Source organism: Streptomyces sp. NPDC002623, assembly GCF_053592635.1.
Genome location: NZ_JBSFWB010000016.1, coordinates 210,807 through 229,434, shown reverse-complemented (window position 1 = coordinate 229,434; position 18,628 = coordinate 210,807). Strand labels below are relative to the sequence as shown.

17 protein-coding genes, 1 rRNA gene and 1 riboswitch are annotated in these 18,628 nt (G+C 69.0%); of the genes, 14 read left to right on the top strand and 4 right to left on the bottom strand.

Translation table 11 applies throughout. The features are described 5' to 3' along the window. From rrf to ACWD4O_RS28090, 12 genes are all read left to right on the top strand, one after another. A 5S ribosomal RNA gene (gene rrf, locus ACWD4O_RS28145) occupies positions 1-95 on the top strand; the annotation flags it as partial. 109 nt (positions 96-204) lie between these two features. Then, positions 205-813, top strand: a complete 609-nt coding sequence (locus ACWD4O_RS28140) for a CDP-alcohol phosphatidyltransferase family protein (RefSeq protein WP_451283933.1) — start codon at positions 205-207, stop codon at positions 811-813. 112 nt (positions 814-925) lie between these two features. Further along, the gene (locus ACWD4O_RS28135) at positions 926-3,421 is read left to right on the top strand and encodes a sugar phosphate nucleotidyltransferase (RefSeq protein ID WP_451283932.1); all 2,496 of its coding nucleotides are present in this window, start codon (positions 926-928) and stop codon (positions 3,419-3,421) included. A 178-nt stretch (positions 3,422-3,599) separates the two neighbouring features. Then, the gene (locus ACWD4O_RS28130; RefSeq protein WP_451283962.1) at positions 3,600-4,436 is read left to right on the top strand and encodes a DUF881 domain-containing protein; all 837 of its coding nucleotides are present in this window, start codon (positions 3,600-3,602) and stop codon (positions 4,434-4,436) included. Beyond that, positions 4,433-4,765 carry a small basic family protein gene (locus tag ACWD4O_RS28125; RefSeq protein ID WP_020133151.1) on the top strand — a complete coding sequence of 111 codons (333 nt, stop codon included), beginning with the start codon at positions 4,433-4,435 and terminating at the stop codon, positions 4,763-4,765. The genes ACWD4O_RS28130 and ACWD4O_RS28125 overlap by 4 nt, the downstream gene beginning before the upstream one ends. Positions 4,766-4,770: 5 nt before the next feature. Further along, positions 4,771-5,604 carry a DUF881 domain-containing protein gene (locus tag ACWD4O_RS28120; RefSeq protein ID WP_451283929.1) on the top strand — a complete coding sequence of 278 codons (834 nt, stop codon included), beginning with the start codon at positions 4,771-4,773 and terminating at the stop codon, positions 5,602-5,604. A gap of 82 nt (positions 5,605-5,686) precedes the next feature. Next, positions 5,687-6,571: an FHA domain-containing protein gene (locus ACWD4O_RS28115; RefSeq protein ID WP_450949482.1), complete on the top strand. Its 885-nt coding sequence runs from the start codon at positions 5,687-5,689 to the stop codon at positions 6,569-6,571. 42 nt (positions 6,572-6,613) lie between these two features. After that, positions 6,614-7,351 (top strand): transcriptional regulator FtsR, encoded by a 738-nt coding sequence (gene ftsR / locus ACWD4O_RS28110; RefSeq protein ID WP_451283927.1) that lies wholly within the window; start codon positions 6,614-6,616, stop codon positions 7,349-7,351. Between the two features lie 84 nt (positions 7,352-7,435). Further along, on the top strand, positions 7,436-7,909 hold the full coding sequence (locus tag ACWD4O_RS28105; protein WP_004934251.1) for a bifunctional nuclease family protein: 474 nt from the start codon (positions 7,436-7,438) through the stop codon (positions 7,907-7,909). Between the two features lie 245 nt (positions 7,910-8,154). Next, on the top strand, positions 8,155-8,838 hold the full coding sequence (locus ACWD4O_RS28100) for a MerR family transcriptional regulator (RefSeq protein WP_451283925.1): 684 nt from the start codon (positions 8,155-8,157) through the stop codon (positions 8,836-8,838). A 67-nt stretch (positions 8,839-8,905) separates the two neighbouring features. After that, on the top strand, positions 8,906-10,267 hold the full coding sequence (locus ACWD4O_RS28095) for a DNA polymerase IV (protein ID WP_451283923.1): 1,362 nt from the start codon (positions 8,906-8,908) through the stop codon (positions 10,265-10,267). Between the two features lie 100 nt (positions 10,268-10,367). Then, positions 10,368-10,829, top strand: a complete 462-nt coding sequence (locus tag ACWD4O_RS28090) for a nucleotidyltransferase domain-containing protein (protein ID WP_451283921.1) — start codon at positions 10,368-10,370, stop codon at positions 10,827-10,829. Positions 10,830-10,835: 6 nt separating this feature from the next. Here ACWD4O_RS28090 and ACWD4O_RS28085 read toward each other — a convergent pair whose 3' ends face one another. Next, positions 10,836-11,207 (bottom strand): PRC-barrel domain-containing protein, encoded by a 372-nt coding sequence (locus tag ACWD4O_RS28085; protein ID WP_451283919.1) that lies wholly within the window; start codon positions 11,205-11,207, stop codon positions 10,836-10,838. A 113-nt stretch (positions 11,208-11,320) separates the two neighbouring features. Further along, positions 11,321-11,416, top strand: a riboswitch (glycine riboswitch). A 184-nt stretch (positions 11,417-11,600) separates the two neighbouring features. Here ACWD4O_RS28085 and gcvP point away from each other — a divergent pair. After that, a complete protein-coding gene (gene gcvP, locus ACWD4O_RS28080; RefSeq protein WP_451283917.1) occupies positions 11,601-14,486 on the top strand; it encodes an aminomethyl-transferring glycine dehydrogenase in 2,886 nt (961 codons plus the stop codon). A gap of 63 nt (positions 14,487-14,549) precedes the next feature. Here gcvP and ACWD4O_RS28075 read toward each other — a convergent pair whose 3' ends face one another. After that, positions 14,550-14,969 (bottom strand): TOBE domain-containing protein, encoded by a 420-nt coding sequence (locus ACWD4O_RS28075; RefSeq protein WP_451283915.1) that lies wholly within the window; start codon positions 14,967-14,969, stop codon positions 14,550-14,552. Positions 14,970-15,118: 149 nt separating this feature from the next. Beyond that, positions 15,119-15,514 carry a TOBE domain-containing protein gene (locus ACWD4O_RS28070; protein ID WP_358808070.1) on the bottom strand — a complete coding sequence of 132 codons (396 nt, stop codon included), beginning with the start codon at positions 15,512-15,514 and terminating at the stop codon, positions 15,119-15,121. 105 nt (positions 15,515-15,619) lie between these two features. On the opposite strand from ACWD4O_RS28070, the gene ACWD4O_RS28065 reads away from it, so the two are divergent. Continuing rightward, positions 15,620-16,189 carry a DUF1707 SHOCT-like domain-containing protein gene (locus ACWD4O_RS28065; protein WP_451283913.1) on the top strand — a complete coding sequence of 190 codons (570 nt, stop codon included), beginning with the start codon at positions 15,620-15,622 and terminating at the stop codon, positions 16,187-16,189. A gap of 252 nt (positions 16,190-16,441) precedes the next feature. Here the strand turns inward: ACWD4O_RS28065 and ACWD4O_RS28060 are convergent, their stop codons facing one another. Next, positions 16,442-18,403, bottom strand: a complete 1,962-nt coding sequence (locus ACWD4O_RS28060; protein WP_451283911.1) for an amino acid transporter — start codon at positions 18,401-18,403, stop codon at positions 16,442-16,444. Positions 18,404-18,628 lie beyond the last annotated feature (225 nt).

The following is an 18,628-nucleotide window of genomic DNA, read 5'->3' as shown; positions in this document are numbered from 1 at the left end:
AAACGCCCGGTTACATTCCGAACCCGGAAGCTAAGCCTTACAGCGCCGATGGTACTGCAGGGGGGACCCTGTGGGAGAGTAGGACACCGCCGAACTCCTTTTAGAGCTCCGGCTCTTGGGCAGACAGCCCAAGAGCCGGAGCTTTTTTGCGTTGGGGTAAGGTCAGGGGGCATCGTTGGCTCATTTCCTACTGGAGGCTCCCGGGTGGAGGTCCAAGAGACCCGTGTCCAGACAGACCGGGTCTTCACCATCCCGAACATCCTGAGCATGGCTCGCCTCGTCGGCGTGCCCCTGTTCCTGTGGCTGATCCTCAGGCCGGAGTTCGGGGGCCCGAAGAGCGATGGCTGGGCTTTTCTGGTGCTGGCGTTGAGCGGAGTCAGCGACTACCTGGACGGCAAGCTGGCGCGGCGCTGGAATCAGGTCAGCAGCCTCGGCCGGCTCCTGGACCCGGCCGCTGACCGCCTCTACATTGTCGCCACTCTGACCGGCCTCACATGGCGCGAGATTCTCCCCATCTGGTTGACGGCTGTACTTGTAGTGCGGGAACTTGTGCTGCTGGTGATGGTGCTCATCATCCGGCGACACGGCTATCCGCCGCCGCAAGTGAACTTCCTCGGGAAGGCCGCGACCTTCAACCTGATGTACGCCTTCCCGCTGCTTCTTCTCAGTGACGGAAGTGGATGGCTGGCGTCACTCGCTGCTATTTTCGGATGGGCGTTCGCAGGATGGGGTACAACGCTCTACTGGTGGGCAGGAGTCCTCTACGTGGTACAGGTCCGCCGTCTCGTTCGTGCGGACGCCATGGCCGGCTGACCTCGCCGATCGGCGGTAGCAGTGGCTCGATGGCCCGCGGCGGAAAAGTGCGGGACAATCTGGACGGGTGAAGTCGGCTAGACCGTCGTCTCTTTAGGAGGACGCTTCCGACATGAAGGCCGTCGTGATGGCCGGAGGCGAAGGCACACGCCTTCGTCCGATGACCTCGAGCATGCCCAAGCCGCTCCTGCCGGTGGCCAACCGGCCGATCATGGAGCACGTTCTGAGGCTGCTCAAAAGGCATGGGCTCAATGAGACCGTCGTAACTGTTCAGTTCCTGGCGTCGCTGGTCAAGAACTACTTCGGTGACGGCGAAGAGCTCGGAATGGAGCTCAGCTATGCCAACGAGGAGAAGCCACTCGGTACCGCCGGAAGCGTCAAGAACGCAGAGGAGGCGTTGAAGGACGACGCCTTCCTCGTCATCTCCGGCGATGCGCTCACCGACTTCGACCTCACCGAGTTGATCAGCTTCCACAAGGAGAAGGGCGCGCTGGTCACGGTCTGTCTGACGCGTGTGCCCAATCCGCTGGAATTCGGCATCACCATCGTCGACGAAGAGGGCAAGGTCGAGCGTTTCCTCGAGAAACCGACCTGGGGCCAGGTCTTCTCGGACACCGTGAACACGGGTATCTACGTCATGGAGCCCGAGGTCTTCGACTATGTCGAGGCCGATGTGCCCGTCGACTGGTCCGGTGATGTCTTCCCGCAGCTGATGAAGGAGGGCAAGCCGGTCTACGGCTTCGTCGCCGAGGGCTACTGGGAGGACGTGGGCACGCACGAGAGCTACGTGAAGGCCCAGGCAGACGTGCTGGAGGGCAAGGTCGACGTCGATATCGACGGGTTCGAGATCTCGCCGGGCGTGTGGGTGGCCGAAGGGGCCGAAGTGCATCCCGATGCCGTACTTCGGGGGCCCCTGTACATCGGGGACTACGCGAAGGTCGAGGCGGGCGCCGAAATCCGTGAGCACACGGTCGTCGGATCCAACGTCGTCGTCAAGAGCGGAGCCTTCCTGCACAAGGCCGTGGTGCACGACAACGTGTACATCGGGCAGCACAGCAATCTGCGCGGCTGTGTAGTCGGTAAGAACACGGACATCATGCGAGCGGCCCGGATCGAGGACGGCGCCGTCATCGGTGATGAATGCCTGATCGGTGAAGAATCGATCGTGCAGGGCAATGTGCGGGTCTATCCCTTCAAGACCATCGAAGCCGGCGCGTTCGTCAATACGTCGGTGATCTGGGAGTCCCGGGGACAGGCGCATCTCTTCGGCGCCCGCGGGGTGTCGGGGATCCTGAATGTCGAGATCACGCCTGAGCTGGCCGTGCGTCTCGCCGGCGCCTATGCCACGACGCTGAAGAAGGGGTCCACCGTCACGACGGCCCGGGACCACTCCCGTGGTGCCCGTGCGCTGAAGCGGGCGGTGATCTCCGCGCTCCAGGCCAGCGCCATCGACGTACGGGACCTGGAGAACGTGCCGCTGCCCGTGGCGCGGCAGCAGACCGCGCGGGGGAGTGCCGGCGGGATCATGATCCGGACCTCGCCCGGGGTGCCGGACTCCGTGGACATCATGTTCTTCGACGGACAGGGCTCGGACCTCTCACAGGGCAGTCAGCGGAAGCTGGACCGGGTGTTCGCGCGGCAGGAGTACCGGCGTGCGTTCCCGGGAGAGATCGGGGATCTGCATTTCCCGGCCAGCGTCTTCGACTCGTACACGGGGTCGCTGCTGCGGAACGTGGACACGACGGGGATCTCCGAGTCCGGGCTGAAGGTCGTGGTGGACGCCTCGAACGGCAGTGCCGGGCTGGTGCTGCCGAGTCTCCTCGGGAAGCTCGGGGTGGACTCGCTGACCATCAATCCCGGCCTGAACGAGGCACGGCCCACGGAGACGGGCGATCAGCGGCGGTCCGGGCTCGTGCGGCTCGGGGAGATCGTGGCTTCGTCGCGGGCCGCGTTCGGCGTGCGGTTCGACCCGGTGGGTGAGCGGCTCTCTCTCGTCGACGAGAAGGGCCGGATCATCGAGGACGACCGGGCGCTGCTCGTGCTGCTCGACCTGGTGGCCGCCGAGCGGCGCAGCGGACGGGTCGCCCTCCCGGTGACCACGACCCGGATCGCCGAGCAGGTCGCGGCGTATCACGGGACGCAGGTCGAGTGGACGACGACCTCGCCCGACGACCTCACCCGGGTGGGGCAGGACGAGACGACGATCTTCGGCGGCGACGGCAAGGGAGGGTTCATCGTCCCGGAGTTCAGCAGTGTCTTCGACGGTACGGCGGCCTTTGTGCGGCTGATCGGGCTGGTGGCTCGGACGCAGCTCACCCTGAGCCAGATCGACGCGCGGATTCCGCGGGCGCACGTCCTGAAGCGGGATCTGGCGACTCCGTGGGCCGTCAAGGGCCTCGTGATGCGACGGGTCGTCGAAGCGGCCGGAGACCGCTTTGTGGACACCACCGACGGTGTACGGGTGGTGGAGACGGACGGGCGTTGGGTGATGGTGCTGCCCGACCCGGCCGAGGCCGTCACCCATCTGTGGGCCGAGGGGCCGGACGACGCGTCCGCGCAGGCCCTGCTCGACGAATGGGCGGCGGTCGTGGACAGCGCAGGGCGCTGAACCACGCGCACGCACACGCTCACGCGCGCGTGCCGGACAAGTGTCCCCAAGGGGGCCTGTCCGGCACGCCGGTGGGGCCATTCGGAGGTACGCGGCGCGACGTGCGACGATGTGCGGCATGCCGCAGCAGCCCCCCGTTCGGAGCACACCCGCGCGCGTGTCGCGCCCGGACGCCTCCATGTCGCTGCTCACCAACGTCATGGACCACAGCCTCGACGACGGCTATGCAGAGGCCGCCGCCCGGAAGCGGGCCGATGGCTCCGGTGGTCTGCCCAGGACGGTGCGGGCAAAGCTCGGTCTCGCGGCGGGGTTGGTGCTCGCGGCCCTCGTGGTCACCGTCGGGGCGGCTCAGGCGCGGGTCGCGGCTCCGGTCGTCGCCAAGGAGCGCGAGGAGCTGATCGACCGCATCGACCGTGAGACGGATGCTGCCGACGAGCTCGAGAGCACTGTCGACAAGCTCCGCGACGACGTGAGCGCGCGGCAGCAGGAGGCGCTCAAGCAGAGCGGCGGCGGTGACGGGTCGGACCTGGTGGGCGTTCTGTCGGGTGCCGTCGAGGTGCACGGGCCGGGAGTCAAGCTGGTCGTGGACGACGCCGAGGAAGCCACCACGGGCGGTGACGGCGATCCGCGCGAGACCTCCGGTTTCTCCGACACCGGGCGGGTGCGGGACCGTGACATGCAGCGCGTGGTCAACGGGTTGTGGGCGTCGGGCGCCGAGGCCGTCTCCATCAACGGGCAGCGGCTGACGGCGCTGTCGGCGATCAGGGCCGCGGGTGACGCGATACTGGTCGACAACAAGCCGCTGGTGCCGCCGTACACGGTGCTCGCGGTGGGGGACGGGAAAAACCTGAGCACCAGGTTCCAGAACAGTGCGGACGGGCTGTATCTGAACGCCCTGCAGGAGAACTACGGCATCCGGACGGCCATTTCCGTGGCGGACGACGTCCGGCTGCCCGCCGCACCGAGTGTGATCGTTCGTACAGCTCAGCCGAGAAGTGAGAAGGGCACATCGTGATCGCCGTACTGGGCCTCGTCGTGGGAGTCGTGGCCGGCCTGTTGGTTCAGCCCGAGGTGCCGGCGGCAGTCGTGCCTTATCTGCCGATCGCCGTGGTGGCGGCGCTCGACGCCGTGTTCGGCGGGCTGCGGGCCATGCTGGACGGCATCTTCGACGACAAGGTGTTCGTGGTCTCGTTCCTGTCGAACGTGGTCGTCGCCGCGTTGATCGTGTTCCTGGGGGACGAGTTGGGCGTGGGGTCGCAGTTGTCCACCGGCGTCGTGGTCGTCCTGGGCATCCGGATCTTCTCCAACGCCGCGGCGATCCGTCGGCACGTCTTCAGGGCGTGAGGCGGATGAGCAACCAGGACGAGGCGCCCGCGAACAGGCTGCGCAAGGAGTTGCCCGACGAGGTCCCGGTGACGTCGTCCGTCGGCGAAGAGCCCGAGCAGCCGGCCGACCCCGTGCTGACCGGCAGGCAGCGGCTGGTGCAGGGGATCTGGCCGCCGCGGGTCTCCAGGGCGCAACTCATCGTCGCGCTGCTGCTGTTCGGCCTCGGCTTCGGCCTGGCCGTCCAGGTCGCGTCCAACAGCGACAGCGGAAACGCCCTGCGCGGGGCGCGTCAGGAAGATCTCGTGCGCATCCTTGATGAACTCGACGACCGCAGTCAGCGTCTTGAGGACGAGAAGCAGGGTCTCGAGAAGCAGCAGCAGGAGCTGGAGAACAGCTCCGACCAGGCCGAGGAGGCCCGCAAGCAGACGGTCGAGAAGGAGAAGCAACTCGGCATTCTGGCGGGCACGGTGGCTGCTCAGGGGCCCGGCATCACGATGACCATCGAGGACACGAAGGGGACGGTCGAGGCGGACATGTTGCTCGACGCGATCCAGGAGCTGCGCGCGGCCGGGGCCGAAGCGATCCAGGTGAACGGTGTACGGGTCGTCGCCGACACCTTCCTGACGGATTCCGGCGACAGCGTGAGCGTCGACGGGAACAAGATCAACACACCGTTTCGTTTCAAGGTCATCGGCAATCCGCAGGACCTCGAGCCGGCGCTGAACATCCCTGGAGGCGTGGTGCAGACTCTTGAGAAGGAGCAGGCCACCGTGACCGTCGAGCGGTCGGACAAGATCGTCGTGGACGCCTTGCGAGCGGCGAAGCAGCCTGACTACGCTCGGTCGTCGGCCCAGTGAACCGGGGGTGCATGGGGGGCGTCCGGCAGGGGCATGAGGTTGCGGGGGGTCGACGCACCGATCGGGTGGTGCGTGGTGGAAACTGTCAGGTGGACACGGACGTTGTGAAGGTGTCCGGGTCGACCGGTGTATTCAGTCAGGGTTCGTCCTGCCCCACGGGCGGGTCTGTTTCGGTCAAGGGGAATCGCCCGTGAAGTTGTTTGCGAAGTTGTTCGGCAAGAGCGCGCGAGAGGGTAGCGACAACGCGACCGCTCGTCATCGCGCACAGCCCGACGCGGAGGGTCAGCGGCCGCTGTTCAGGGACCAGGTGGGTGGTCCCGGCGGTGACATTTCCGGAGGTCAGGGTGCGGCGTCGGTTGACCCTGCGCAGTCCGGCGGCATAGGTTTCGGCCAACCGTCAGCCTCAAGTACGGGTGGAGGGTTTTCCCCTATGTCGGCCCTGGTGTGTACGAGGTGCGGTAACCGCAACGCGGAGAACAGCCGCTTCTGCTCCAACTGCGGAGCTCCGCTGCGTCCCGGGCTGACGCCCGAGCGTCCGTCGGAGACGACCTCCACCATCTCCATCTCCGGTCTCGAGGCCTACGACGCCGAGGTCACCGGCCAGACGCAGTTGCCCGCGCTCTCTCCCGAGGCGCAGGCCGCGGTCGACGCGCTGCCGTTGGGCTCCGCGCTGCTGGTGGTGCGCCGCGGTCCGAACTCGGGCAGTCGCTTCCTGCTGGACGGCGACCTGACCACGGCCGGCCGGCACCCGCAGAGCGACATCTTCCTCGACGACGTGACGGTCTCGCGCCGTCACGTTGAGTTCCGGCGCAACCCGGACGGCACGTTCAGGGTGGCGGACGTCGGCAGTCTGAACGGCACGTACGTCAACCGGGAGCGGATCGACGAGGTCGCTCTGGCGAACGGTGACGAGGTGCAGATCGGCAAGTACCGGCTGGTCTTCTACGCGAGCCAGCGGGGCTACTGACCCTCCCCCGGAGTCCATCCGGGGGGAACCCAGGGAAGGTCCATGCTTCAAACACCGAGGGGCGGTGCCGGACCGGGCACCGCCGCCGCGGACGGTGGTCCGATGAGCATCGGCACCGTGTTGAACGCGCTGCGCGACGAGTTTCCCGAAGTCACCATCTCCAAGATCCGTTTCCTGGAGTCGGAGGGGCTCATCGATCCGCAGCGGACCCCTTCGGGGTATCGCAAGTTCAGCGCGCAGGACGTCGAGCGCCTCGGTCACGTACTGAGGATGCAGCGGGACCACTATCTGCCGCTCAAGGTCATCCGCGAGCACCTGGACGCCATGGAGCGGGGCGAGGCCGCGCCACTGCCGACCGTGGGTCGCCAGCGTGACGGCGAGGCCTTTCTGGAGCCGTCGGACGCGCCCACGGTCGCCCGGATCGGGCGGGCCGAGCTGCTGGCGGCCGCGGGGATCGGTGAGCCGGAGCTCGAGGAGTGGGAGGCGTACGGGCTCGTCGTGCCCTTGGAGGACGGTGCCTACGACGCCGAGGCCGCCACGGTGGCTGCGCTCGTGGCCGAGCTGGGGCGGTTCGGGATCGAGCCCCGGCATCTGCGGGTGATGAAGGCCGCGGCCGATCGTGAGGCCGGGCTGGTGGACCAGGTGGTCGCCCCGCTCAAGCGTCATCGCAACCCGCAGACGAGGGTGCTTGCGGAGGCCCGTACGAAGGAGCTGGCGGGGCTCACGGTCCGGCTGCATGCGGCGCTGGTGCAGACCGCGCTCGGGGTGCGGCTGCCCTGAGCGGGCGGGTTCGCCCTGGGCGGATCGGTCACCCGTTCCCGGCCCGACTACCCAAACGTCCCGGGCACGGCCTAGGGTTGCTGTGTGAACGAGCTCGATGTCGTAGGTGTCCGGGTCGAGATGCCCTCCAACCAACCGATCGTGCTGCTGCGTGAAGTGGGAGGCGACCGTTACCTTCCCATCTGGATCGGACCGGGGGAGGCGACGGCGATCGCCTTCGCCCAGCAGGGCATGGCTCCCGCGCGACCGCTGACCCACGACCTGTTCAAGGACGTGCTCGAAGCCGTCGGCCAGGAGCTCACCGAAGTGCGCATCACGGATCTGCGGGAGGGCGTCTTCTACGCGGAGCTGGTCTTCGCCAGCGGGGTCGAGGTGAGCGCGCGCCCGTCCGACGCCATAGCGCTGGCGCTGCGCACCGGAACGCCGATCTACGGCAGCGACACGGTGCTCGACGACGCGGGGATCGCCATTCCGGACGAGCAGGAGGACGAGGTGGAGAAGTTCCGCGAGTTCCTCGACCAGATCTCGCCCGAGGACTTCGGCACCAGCAACCAGTAGCCGGCACATACGCGACATGTGGGCGTCCTGCATGGGGACGCCCGTCTCGTTTCCGGCAAATGCCAGCGGCGACTGAGAGCGTCCTACGGCTACTTCTCAGCGCATTCGGCTAGCCTTTCCCCGCGGTGGGGTGCGGGAAACCACTCCTAGGGTGATTATCACTCGGCGTGCCGAGTGTGGCGATCGTTGACGCACCCCTGGTGACTGCCTACCGTCGAGAAGGCAGGTCAAGGACGGAGGTCGGCGTGAGAAGCAGCGGCGACGGTACGGCTGGGGGTGCCCCCGGACTCGGTGTCGGGGGGAGCGGTCCGTACCCTCCCCCGAGCTCTCAGCTGAGTTCGAGCAGGGGATACCCCCAGCAGAGCGGCGCTGCCGACCAGGCTCCGCAACGGCCGGCGGCCGTGCCGAGCAGCGGAGGGGCGACGTCCATGGCGTGCGAGCAGATCGGCTATCGCGGTCCGACGGCCTGTGCGGCCGCGGGCATCACCTATCGGCAACTGGACTACTGGGCGCGCACCGGGCTCGTCGAGCCGAGTGTGCGGCCCGCGCACGGGTCCGGCACACAACGTCTGTACAGCTTCCGGGACGTCGTCGTCCTGAAGATCGTCAAGCGGTTCCTCGACACCGGGGTGTCGCTGCAGAACATCCGCACCGCCGTGCAGCATCTGCGCGAGCGCGGGTTCAGCGACCTGGAGCGCATGACGTTGATGAGCGACGGCGCGACGGTCTACGAGTGCACCTCGCCCGACGAGGTCCACGCGTTGCTCCAGGGCGGTCAGGGCGTTTTCGGGATCGCTGTGGGCGTGGTGTGGCGGGACGTCGAGAACGCGCTTTCTCAGCTGCACGGGGAGCGCGTCGACACCGGTGAGACGCTCGTCGGGCACAATCCGGCGGACGAGCTGGCGCGTCGGCGCAACCGGGCGGTCTGAGGCTCCTCGCGGGGCTCGGGGCGGCGGTACGACGCCGTTGTCAGTGGTGTGGTGCAGCATCGGACATGTGAGAAACGCGCCCACCATCCTGCATCTCGACATGGATGCCTTCTTCGCGCAGGCGGAGCAGGCGTCCAAGCCGAGTCTGCGCGGGAAAGCGGTGGTCGTGGGCGGTCTGGGGCCCCGTGGAGTGGTCGCGACCGCTTCCTACGAGGCGCGCGTCTTCGGGGTGCACTCGGCGATGCCCATGGCCCAGGCGCGCCGACTGGCCCCGAACGCCGCCTATCTCGTTCCGCGCTTCGCGTTCTACCGGTCGATCAGCGAGCAGGTCATGGCGTTGCTGGGAGCGCTTTCGCCGTTGGTGGAGCCGCTGAGCCTGGACGAGGCGTTCGTGGATCTGGAGGCCGGGGAAGCGGCCTGGGACAGTGAGTCGGCGGAGCTGGCCGGCGTCCGGCTGCGCACGGACATACGGGCTGTCACGGGTCTCACCGGCTCGGTGGGGCTGGCCTCCTGCAAGATGCTCGCGAAGATCGCCTCGGAGCAGGCGAAGCCCGACGGCCTGGCGCTGATCGAGCCGGGCACCGAGCGGGCGCTGCTCGGGCCCATGTCGGCGCGGATCCTGCCGGGGGTCGGCCCGGCGACGGGGGACCATCTGAGGCGGGCCGGGATCACCACGGTCGACGAGATCGCCGAGGCTGGTGAGGACGAGCTGGTTCGGCTGCTGGGCAAGGCCCACGGGCATGCCCTGTACGCGATGGCGCTGGCGCGTGACGACCGGCCCGTGGTGTCCGAGCGGGAGACCAAGTCGGTCTCGGTCGAGGACACGTACGACGTGGACATCCACGATCGGGTCCGGGTCGAGCTGGAGGTGCAGCGGCTCGCGGACCGGTGTGTGCGCAGGCTGCGGGGGGCCGGTCTGTCGGGGCGGACGATCGTGCTGAAGGTGCGGCGCTACGACTTTTCGACGCTCACCCGGTCCGAGACGCTGCGTGGGCCCACCGACGATCCGACGGTGATCCGGGAGGCGGCGGCCCGGTTGCTGGACTCCGTGGACACGACGGGCGGGGTGCGGCTCCTCGGGGTGGGCGTCAGCGGTCTGGCGGACTTCACGCAGGAGGACCTGTTCGCGCAGGCCGCGGAGGAGCGGTCGGAGGGGATCGAGGAGGAACTCGCGGACGAGCCCGTCCGTGAGGAGCCGGTGGGGGCCGAGCGTCAGTGGCGTCCTGGACACGATGTGCGGCATGCCGAGCTCGGGCACGGGTGGGTGCAGGGCAGTGGGCTGGGCCGGGTCACCGTGCGGTTCGAGACCCCGCAGTCGGAGCCGGGACGGGTGCGGACGTTCCGTACCGACGACCCGGGGCTGGAGCCTGCGGATCCGCTGCCGCTGGTGCGGCGAAGACCTGCGGTCGGCTCCGGGAACTCTCGCTGAGGTCGATCAGTTACACAGAGTGAAGCGGTTCGAAGTATGGGGTGGGTCGGAGCGGTGGCGGTGTCCGGAGAGGCGGCGCCGACGGCGGATGGGGAGCTGCATGAAACTGCACGGAGGTCGGTTCGCGGACCCGGCCGCGGTGTCGCCGGAGCGTGAGGCCGAGATGCGCCAGGTGGCGGATCGGGTCACCCGGTGGTGCGCGAACCGGAGCGACGTGGTCGGGTTGCTCCTCGTTGGGTCCTGCGCGCGTGGGGCCGCGCGTCCCGACTCGGACGTCGACCTCCTGCTGCTGTCGACGGCGCCGGATCGGTACGCCGCCGACGAGGCGTGGGGGCGTGAGCTGTCCCTGGGGGAGGTGATCCGGGTCCAGGAATGGGGGCCGGTCACCGAATGGCGGTATGCCACCGCTTCCGGCCTGGAGGTCGAGGTGGGCGTCGGCTCTCCCCGCTGGGCGCGGACCGATCCGGTCGACGCCGGAACGCGAAGAGTCGTCACGGATGGCGCCCGGCCGCTGTACGACCCTGCCGGGATACTCGGGGCGCTGATACGGGCCTGTGCCTGAGGCGGCTCAGCTCTCGTCCGTGCCGGCGAGCCGGCCGAAGTCGTGGTCGGGGAGCGGGGGAGGGGCGCCCACGTCCAGGCCGTAGTGGTGGTAGAGCTGGAGTTCCTGCTCCGGGGAGAGGTGCCGGCCCACGCCGAAGTCGGGGGCGTCCTTGATCAGGGCCCGTTCGAAGGGGATGTGCAGGGTGCCCTCGACCAGCTCGCTGGGCTCCAGGGGGACGAAGGCGTCGCGGGAGAACAGGCCGGTTCGTATGGCCGCCCACTCGGGCACGCCGGTCGCGTCGTCGAGGTAGACCTCGTCGACGGTGCCGATCTTGGTGCCGTTGCGGTCGAACGCCTTGCGGCCGATCAGGTGGCGCGGATCGATGTCGGTCTGCACGGGCCCTCCATTTGGTCGCAACTCATCCGTAAGCACTACAAAAGAGCACATCGGGACGGGCGGCCACTCGAAGGGGGTCGCGTTGACCTCGCTGGTAGTCTGACAACGGCTGCTGACCCCGTGCGGGAGAGTCCTCCGGACACCATCGGAGGCGCCGAAGGAGCAACTCCTCCCCGGAATCTCTCAGGCTCACGTACCGCACGGACGAGGTCACTCTGGAAAGCAGAGCGGGTGTCGACGGCGTCGACGGCTCCCGCTCTCACCGACGGTGAAAGCCGGTTGCCCTCGGGCGGCCGGTGAAGCTCTCAGGTCGAGATGACAGAGGGGGAGGTCGTCCGGGTACCCGCGCCGTGGTGACCCTCGAAGGTCGTGTCAGACCAGGAGGCCTCCGTAATGACAGCCCATCGCATTCCGCTCTCCGAGCTCGAGCAGGGAATTCCCTTCGAGCAGCGTCACATCGGGCCCGACCACGAGGCACGGGCCAAGATGCTCGCGCAGGTCGGCTACGGCTCGCTCGACGAGCTCACCGCCGCCGCGGTCCCGGCTGTGATCCAGAACGCCGACGCGCTGGACCTGCCGGGCGCGCGCACCGAGGCCGAGGTGCTGGCCGAGCTGCGTTCGCTGGCCGACCGCAACCAGGTCCTCGACTCGATGATCGGGCTCGGCTACTACGGGACGTTCACACCGCCCGTCATCCTGCGCAACGTCATGGAGAACCCGGCCTGGTACACGGCGTACACCCCGTACCAGCCGGAGATCTCCCAGGGCCGGCTCGAGGCGCTGCTGAACTTCCAGACCATGGTCGCCGACCTGACCGGGCTGCCGACCTCGGGTGCGTCGCTGCTCGACGAGGGCACGGCCGCCGCCGAGGCGATGGCGCTGTCCCGGCGCATGGGGAAGAACAAGAAGGGCCTCTTCCTCATCGACGCGGACGTGCTGCCGCAGACCATCGCCGTGATCGAGACCCGGGCCGAGCCGACGGGCGTGGAGGTCGTCGTCGCCGACCTGAGCGAGGGCATTCCGGCGGGGATCGCCGAGCGTGAGATCAACGGCGTGCTCGTGCAGTACCCCGGCGCCTCCGGTGCCGTACGCGATCTCGGGGCGATCGTCGAGCAGGCGCACGGGCTCGGCGCGCTCGTCACCGTTGCCGCGGATCTGCTCGCGCTGACGCTGCTGAAGTCGCCCGGTGAGCTGGGGGCGGACATCGCGGTCGGCACCACGCAGCGGTTCGGTGTGCCGATGGGGTTCGGCGGGCCGCACGCCGGCTATATGGCGGTCCACGAGAAGTTCGCGCGCAGCCTGCCCGGGCGGCTGGTGGGCGTGTCCGTGGACGCGGACGGGAACAAGGCCTACCGGCTGGCGCTGCAGACGCGTGAGCAGCACATCCGGCGGGAGAAGGCGACGAGCAACATCTGCACGGCGCAGGTGCTGCTGGCCGTGATGGCGGGGATGTACGCGGTCTACCACGGGCCCGACGGGCTGCGGGCGATCGCCCGACGTACGCACCGGTACGCGTCGGTCCTGGCTGCCGGGCTCGAGGCCGGCGGGGTCGAGGTCGTGCACGGGTCGTACTTCGACACGCTGACCGTGCGGGTGCCCGCGAAGGCCGCCGAGGTCGTCGCCGCTGCTCGGGAGCGCGGGGTGAACCTGCACCTCGTCGACGCCGACCAGGTGTCGATCTCCTGTGACGAGACCACCGCGCGGGCCCAGGTGGCCGTGGTCTGGGCGGCCTTCGGGGTGGAGGGCGACATCGAGTCGCTCGACGCGTCCACCGAGGAGGCGCTGCCCGCCGCGCTGCTGCGGTCCGACGAGATCCTGGCGCACCCGGTCTTCCACCAGCACCGCTCCGAGACCGCGATGCTGCGCTATCTGCGCAGGCTCGCCGACCGGGACTACGCGCTCGACCGGGGCATGATCCCGCTGGGCTCCTGCACCATGAAGCTCAACGCGACCACCGAGATGGAGCCGGTCACCTGGCCCGAGTTCGGGCAGTTGCACCCCTTCGCACCGGTCGAGCAGGTGCAGGGCTACCTCACGCTCATCCGTGAGCTGGAGGAGCGGCTCGCCGAGGTCACCGGGTACGACAAGGTGTCCCTGCAGCCGAACGCCGGGTCGCAGGGGGAGCTGGCCGGGCTGCTCGCCGTCCGCGGTTACCACCGGGGCAACGGGGACGAGCAGCGGACCGTGTGCCTCATCCCGTCCTCCGCGCACGGCACCAACGCGGCCAGTGCGGTGATGGCGGGGATGAAGGTCGTCGTCGTGAAGACCGCCGAGGACGGCGAGATCGACGTCGAGGACCTGCGGGCGAAGATCGAGCGGCACCGGGACGAGCTGTCGGTGCTGATGATCACGTACCCGTCCACGCACGGGGTGTTCGAGGAGCACGTCGCCGACATCTGCGCCCAGGTGCACGAGGCCGGCGGGCAGGTGTACGTCGACGGCGCCAACCTCAACGCGCTCGTCGGGCTCGCCAAGCCCGGCCACTTCGGCGGGGACGTCTCGCACCTGAACCTGCACAAGACGTTCTGCATCCCGCACGGCGGCGGCGGCCCCGGTGTCGGACCGGTGGCCGTGCGGTCGCACCTGGCGCCGTATCTGCCGAACCACCCGCTGCAGCCCGCCGCCGGGCCGGAGACCGGTGTGGGGCCGATCTCGGCGGCTCCCTGGGGCTCTGCCGGGATCCTGCCGATCTCCTGGGCCTATGTGCGGCTCATGGGCGGCGAGGGGCTCAAGCGGGCCACGCAGGTGGCGGTGCTGAGCGCCAACTACATCGCCAAGCGGCTGGAGCCGCACTACCCGGTGCTCTACAACGGGCCCGGCGGGCTGGTCGCGCACGAGTGCATCATCGACCTGCGGCCGCTGACGAAGGCGACCGGCGTGAGCGTCGACGACGTCGCCAAGCGGCTCATCGACTACGGGTTCCACGCCCCGACGATGTCGTTCCCGGTGGCCGGGACGCTGATGATCGAGCCGACCGAGTCCGAGGACCTCATCGAGCTGGACCGGTTCTGCGAGGCGATGATCGCCATCCGCGCGGAGATCGAGAAGGTCGGGGAGGGCGCCTGGCCGGCCGAGGACAACCCGCTGCACCACGCCCCGCACACCGCGGCCGTGCTCGGCGGGGAGTGGGAGCACGCGTACACGCGTGAGGAGGCCGTCTTCCCGGCCGGGGTGTCCGTCGCGGACAAGTACTGGCCGCCGGTGCGCCGCATCGACCAGGCCTTCGGCGACCGGAACCTGGTCTGCTCGTGCCCGCCGCTGGACGCGTACGAGGACTGAGCAGGGCTGAGACCCAGCGAGCGCGTGGGGCCCTGTCCGTCGCGGGCGGGGCCCCTGCGCGTGCTACGCCGTCGCCAGGGACACCTCGGTCGCCTTGATCAGGGCGACGACGTCGGAGCCCACGAAGAGGCCGAGGTCGGTGGCCGCCTCCTTGGTGATCGCGGCGGTGAGTTCGCCGCCCGCCACGGTGATCTTGACCGAGGCCATGACCCCGCCGACGGTGAGGCCGGTGATCGCGCCGGGGAGCTGGTTGCGGATCGAGAGACCGTCGACGGCGCCGGTGGCCAGGGAGACCTCCGTCGACTTCACCAGTGCGCGGACGGCGGTCCCCTCGGCGAGGGCGAGCTGGTGGACGGCCTCCAGGGTGATGGCGGCCGTGAGGTTCTGGCCGCCGGCCAGGTGGATCTTGACGATGGCCATGACCTCGCCGGGGTGGACGGCGGTCACGGTGCCGGGGAGTTGGTTGCGGATGCTCAGGGTCATGAGCGTCAACGGTAGGGCTCGGGGCGTCTTATGTCGGGTATGCCGGGTGCTGTGCCGCCCTCGCCGTCGTCCGGGCGTGGCGTTCCTCGCCGTTCGGCTGTCTCGGCGTTCGGCTGTCTCGACGTCTGGGAGTCTCGGCGTCTTGTTGATCAGACTCGGTCGATGTGTACGTTTGTCGACTTCACTCGGGCCGTGGCTTCCATGCCGACCTCCAGGCCCAGTTCCTCGACGGCTTCCCGGGTCAGCAGGGAGACCAGGCGGTGCGGGCCGGCCTGGATCTCGACCTGTGCGGCCACGTCGCCGAGTTTGACCGCGGTGACGATGCCGGGGAAGGCGTTGCGGACCGAGGTGTACGGCGTGTCGTCCTCCGCGCTGTCCGAGCGGGCGAGTTCCACGGAGAAGGCGGCGAGGTCCTTGCCGTCGATGAGGCGTCGTCCGGCGTCGTCGCGATGGGTCGACACGCGGCCGGCGTCCGCCCAGCGGCGCGCGGTGTCGGGGCTCACGCCGAGCAGCCGTGCCGCCTGGCCGATTGTGTAGCTCTGCATGCGGGTCACGATAGGGCCGGGGCGGGCGGTGGTGGACGCGGGGGCGCGTGTTGGGTATAACGCGATATGACGTCAGTTCGTGCAGGGGTGGACGGGGTGAAGGACATGTCGGCTGAGGTGCGGGCCTCGCATGCGGACCGGGACCGGGTCGTGGACGTGTTGAGCATGGCCGCGGGGGACGGTCGACTGACCGCGGCCGAGCTCGACGAGCGGGTGGAGACGGCCCTGACGGCGCGGACCATGGGGGAGCTGGCCGTGCTCACGGCCGATCTGCCGGCGGAGGCGGGGGCCAGGGTCAAGGACCTCGTCCGGATCGAGCAGCAGGGCGGTTCGGCCGAACGCGGTGACGGATGGGTGGTGCCGCGACACCTGGTGATCGAGTCGGCCTGGGGGGATGTGACGCTCGACTTCACCCGGGCGGTGATCGGGCACGGCGCCCTCCGCATCGATCTGGACATGCAGGGCGGCACGCTGCGGCTGGTGACCCGGCCGGGGATCGTGGTGGACACCGACTCCCTCGCCCTGGACTACGTCAAGATCAAGAGCCGTCCGTCCGGTCCGGCGGACGCTCCGGTGGTGCTGCGGGTGGAGCTTGCCGGGCGCAAGAGCTTCGGGCGGATCGTGGCGGGGCCGCGGCGGCGGGGGCTGTTCGGGGGGAGCCGGGAGCAGGGCTGAGGCACTGGGGGCCAGCTCCAGCCGGTGCCCGTGGGTGTCGCGCAGGACCAGGTGGGTGGAGGCCCCGGCGTACTGCCGTACGGGACCAGTGCGTCGGTGTGCACCAGGCGTCGGCGGAGCTGGGCGTCGACCGCCGGGCGGCCGGGATGGTCGCAGTGCAGAAGCTCGTCGCGCAGCCCATCGTCAGTCGGACGGAGGCGCGCCCGTGGCGGTCGTTCGGTGGCCGGACGGGCTTCTGCCCCGGAGGCGGTGTCAGCCGGTGTGGACGCGGGGGCGGCGGGTGCGGTCCGGTTCGGCTTCGCGGAGGACCTCTCGGGTGACCGGAGCGACCTCGCCCTGGCCGAAGAGGAAGAAGCGCAGGAAGTTGGCGAAGGGGTTGCCCTCGGTCCACTCGAAGTAGATGTGCGGGATGCAGCCGGTGGAGTCGCGGGTGTGCAGGAGGAGGGCGGCCAGGGCGTTGGAGATGGAGGAGGACTCCAGGGTCAGGACGCGGTAGCGGTTGTGCAGGACCGCGCCGCGCACCGTCAGGCCCGACTCGAACTCGGACGGGTCCACGACGGTGACCTCGACGAAGACGAAGTCCTCGCCGGGGATGTCGTTGTCCTGGCGGATCTGCTCGATCTTGTCGCGGTACTCGGCCTTGTCGCGCTGGTCGGGCTCGTTGGCGATGAACCGTATCTTGCGGCTGGACATGTCACGGATGAAACGTTCCGCCATGTCGTCCATGGTCACGCTGGTCACGCGGAGCTCGAAGGCGCGGGCCAGCCGGGAGAGCAGGGAGACCAGAATGATGCCGGCGATGAAGCAGGCGCCGATCTTCACACCGTCCGGGCGCTCGATGACGTTCACGACGGTGACGTAGAGGAACACCGCCGAGATGACGGCGAAGCCGATCGTCCAGTTGCGCTGGCCGGCCTTGCGGGCGGCGATGGTCACGGCGATGGCCGCCGAGGAGATCAGGACCAGTACGCCGGTGGCGTACGCGCCGCCCTGGGCGTCGACGTCGGCGTCGAAGATCCAGGTGACCAGGAAGGCGACGAGCGTGAAGACGATGACCATCGGGCGGACGGCGCGGGCCCAGTGCGGCGCCATGCCGTAGCGGGGGAGATAGCGGGGCATCAGGTTGAGCAGTCCGGCCATCGCGGAGGCGCCGGCGAACCACAGGATGGCGATCGTCGAGACGTCGTAGACCGTGCCGAAGGCGCTGCCCAGGTACTCGTGCGCGAGGAAGGCGAGTGCGCGGCCGTTGGCCTGGCCGCCGGACTCGAACTCCTTCTCCGGGATCAGCACGGTGGTGATGAAGCTGGTGGCGATCAGGAAGACGCTCATGATCAGGGCAGCGGTCGTCAGCAGCTTCTTCGTGTCCCGGATGCGGCCCTTGGGGTTCTCCTCGGTGTCGTCCGAGTCGCCCTGGACATGCGGCATGACCGCGACGCCGGTCTCGAAGCCGGACAGGCCCAGGGCCAGCTTGGGGAAGACCAGCAGGGAGACGCCGATCATCGCGAACACGTTGCCGTGCTCGGCGGTCAGGGCGCTCGACCAGTCGGTGACCACATGGCCCTCGGTGAGCACGTGCCACAGGCCGACGGTCACCACGACCACGTTCAGGCCGAGGTAGGCGACCACCAGGGCGACCGCGACGCCGATGGCCTCCAGGAAGCCCTTGAGGAACACCGCGCCGAGCAGGGCGACGAGCACCAGGGTGATGATCATCTGCTTGTCGTGCAGGGCGCTTTCCAGATGCGGGTTCTCGACCAGGTGGGTCGAGGCGTCCGCCGCGGACAGGGTGATGGTGATCAGGAAGTCGGTGGCGGCGAAGCCCAGCAGGGTCAGGACGAACAGCTTGCCCTTCCAGAAGGAGAGCAGCCGCTCCAGCATCGCGATCGAGCCCTCGCCGTGCGGGCTCTCCTCGGCCACCCGCCGGTAGACCGGCAGGGCGCCGGCCAGGGTGACGATCACCAGCACGATGGTCGCGATCGGCGACAGGAGACCGGCCGCGAGGGCGGCGATGCCCGGCTGGTAGCCGAGGGTGGAGAAGTAGTCGACGCCGGTCAGGCACATGACCCGGTACCAGCGCTGCCCCTTGTGCTCGGGGTGCTCGGGCTCCGGCTCGGCGGCGGGCGCCTGTCGGCCATGACCCTTGCCCATGTCGGACAGGCCCTCCAGCATCCAGGCGCGCAGGCGACTGGGGGGAGGGTGCTCGGTGGTGGCCATCGGAGCGCTCCTGATGTGCGGCATCTCTGCATGTGCGGCTTGTACGGCTCGTGTGGCATGTGCTGCGGCTGTGGCGCATGCCTTGTGCCGTGTGCGGCACAGCGTGCGGATTCGGCCATCCGATGGACGGCCGACGGCGGAATCAGCGTAAGCGGAGAGTGACGCCTGGGCCCACGGATGACGGGCTGGGAGGCGTCAAGTTTGCGTTAAGACTGACCACGGGCC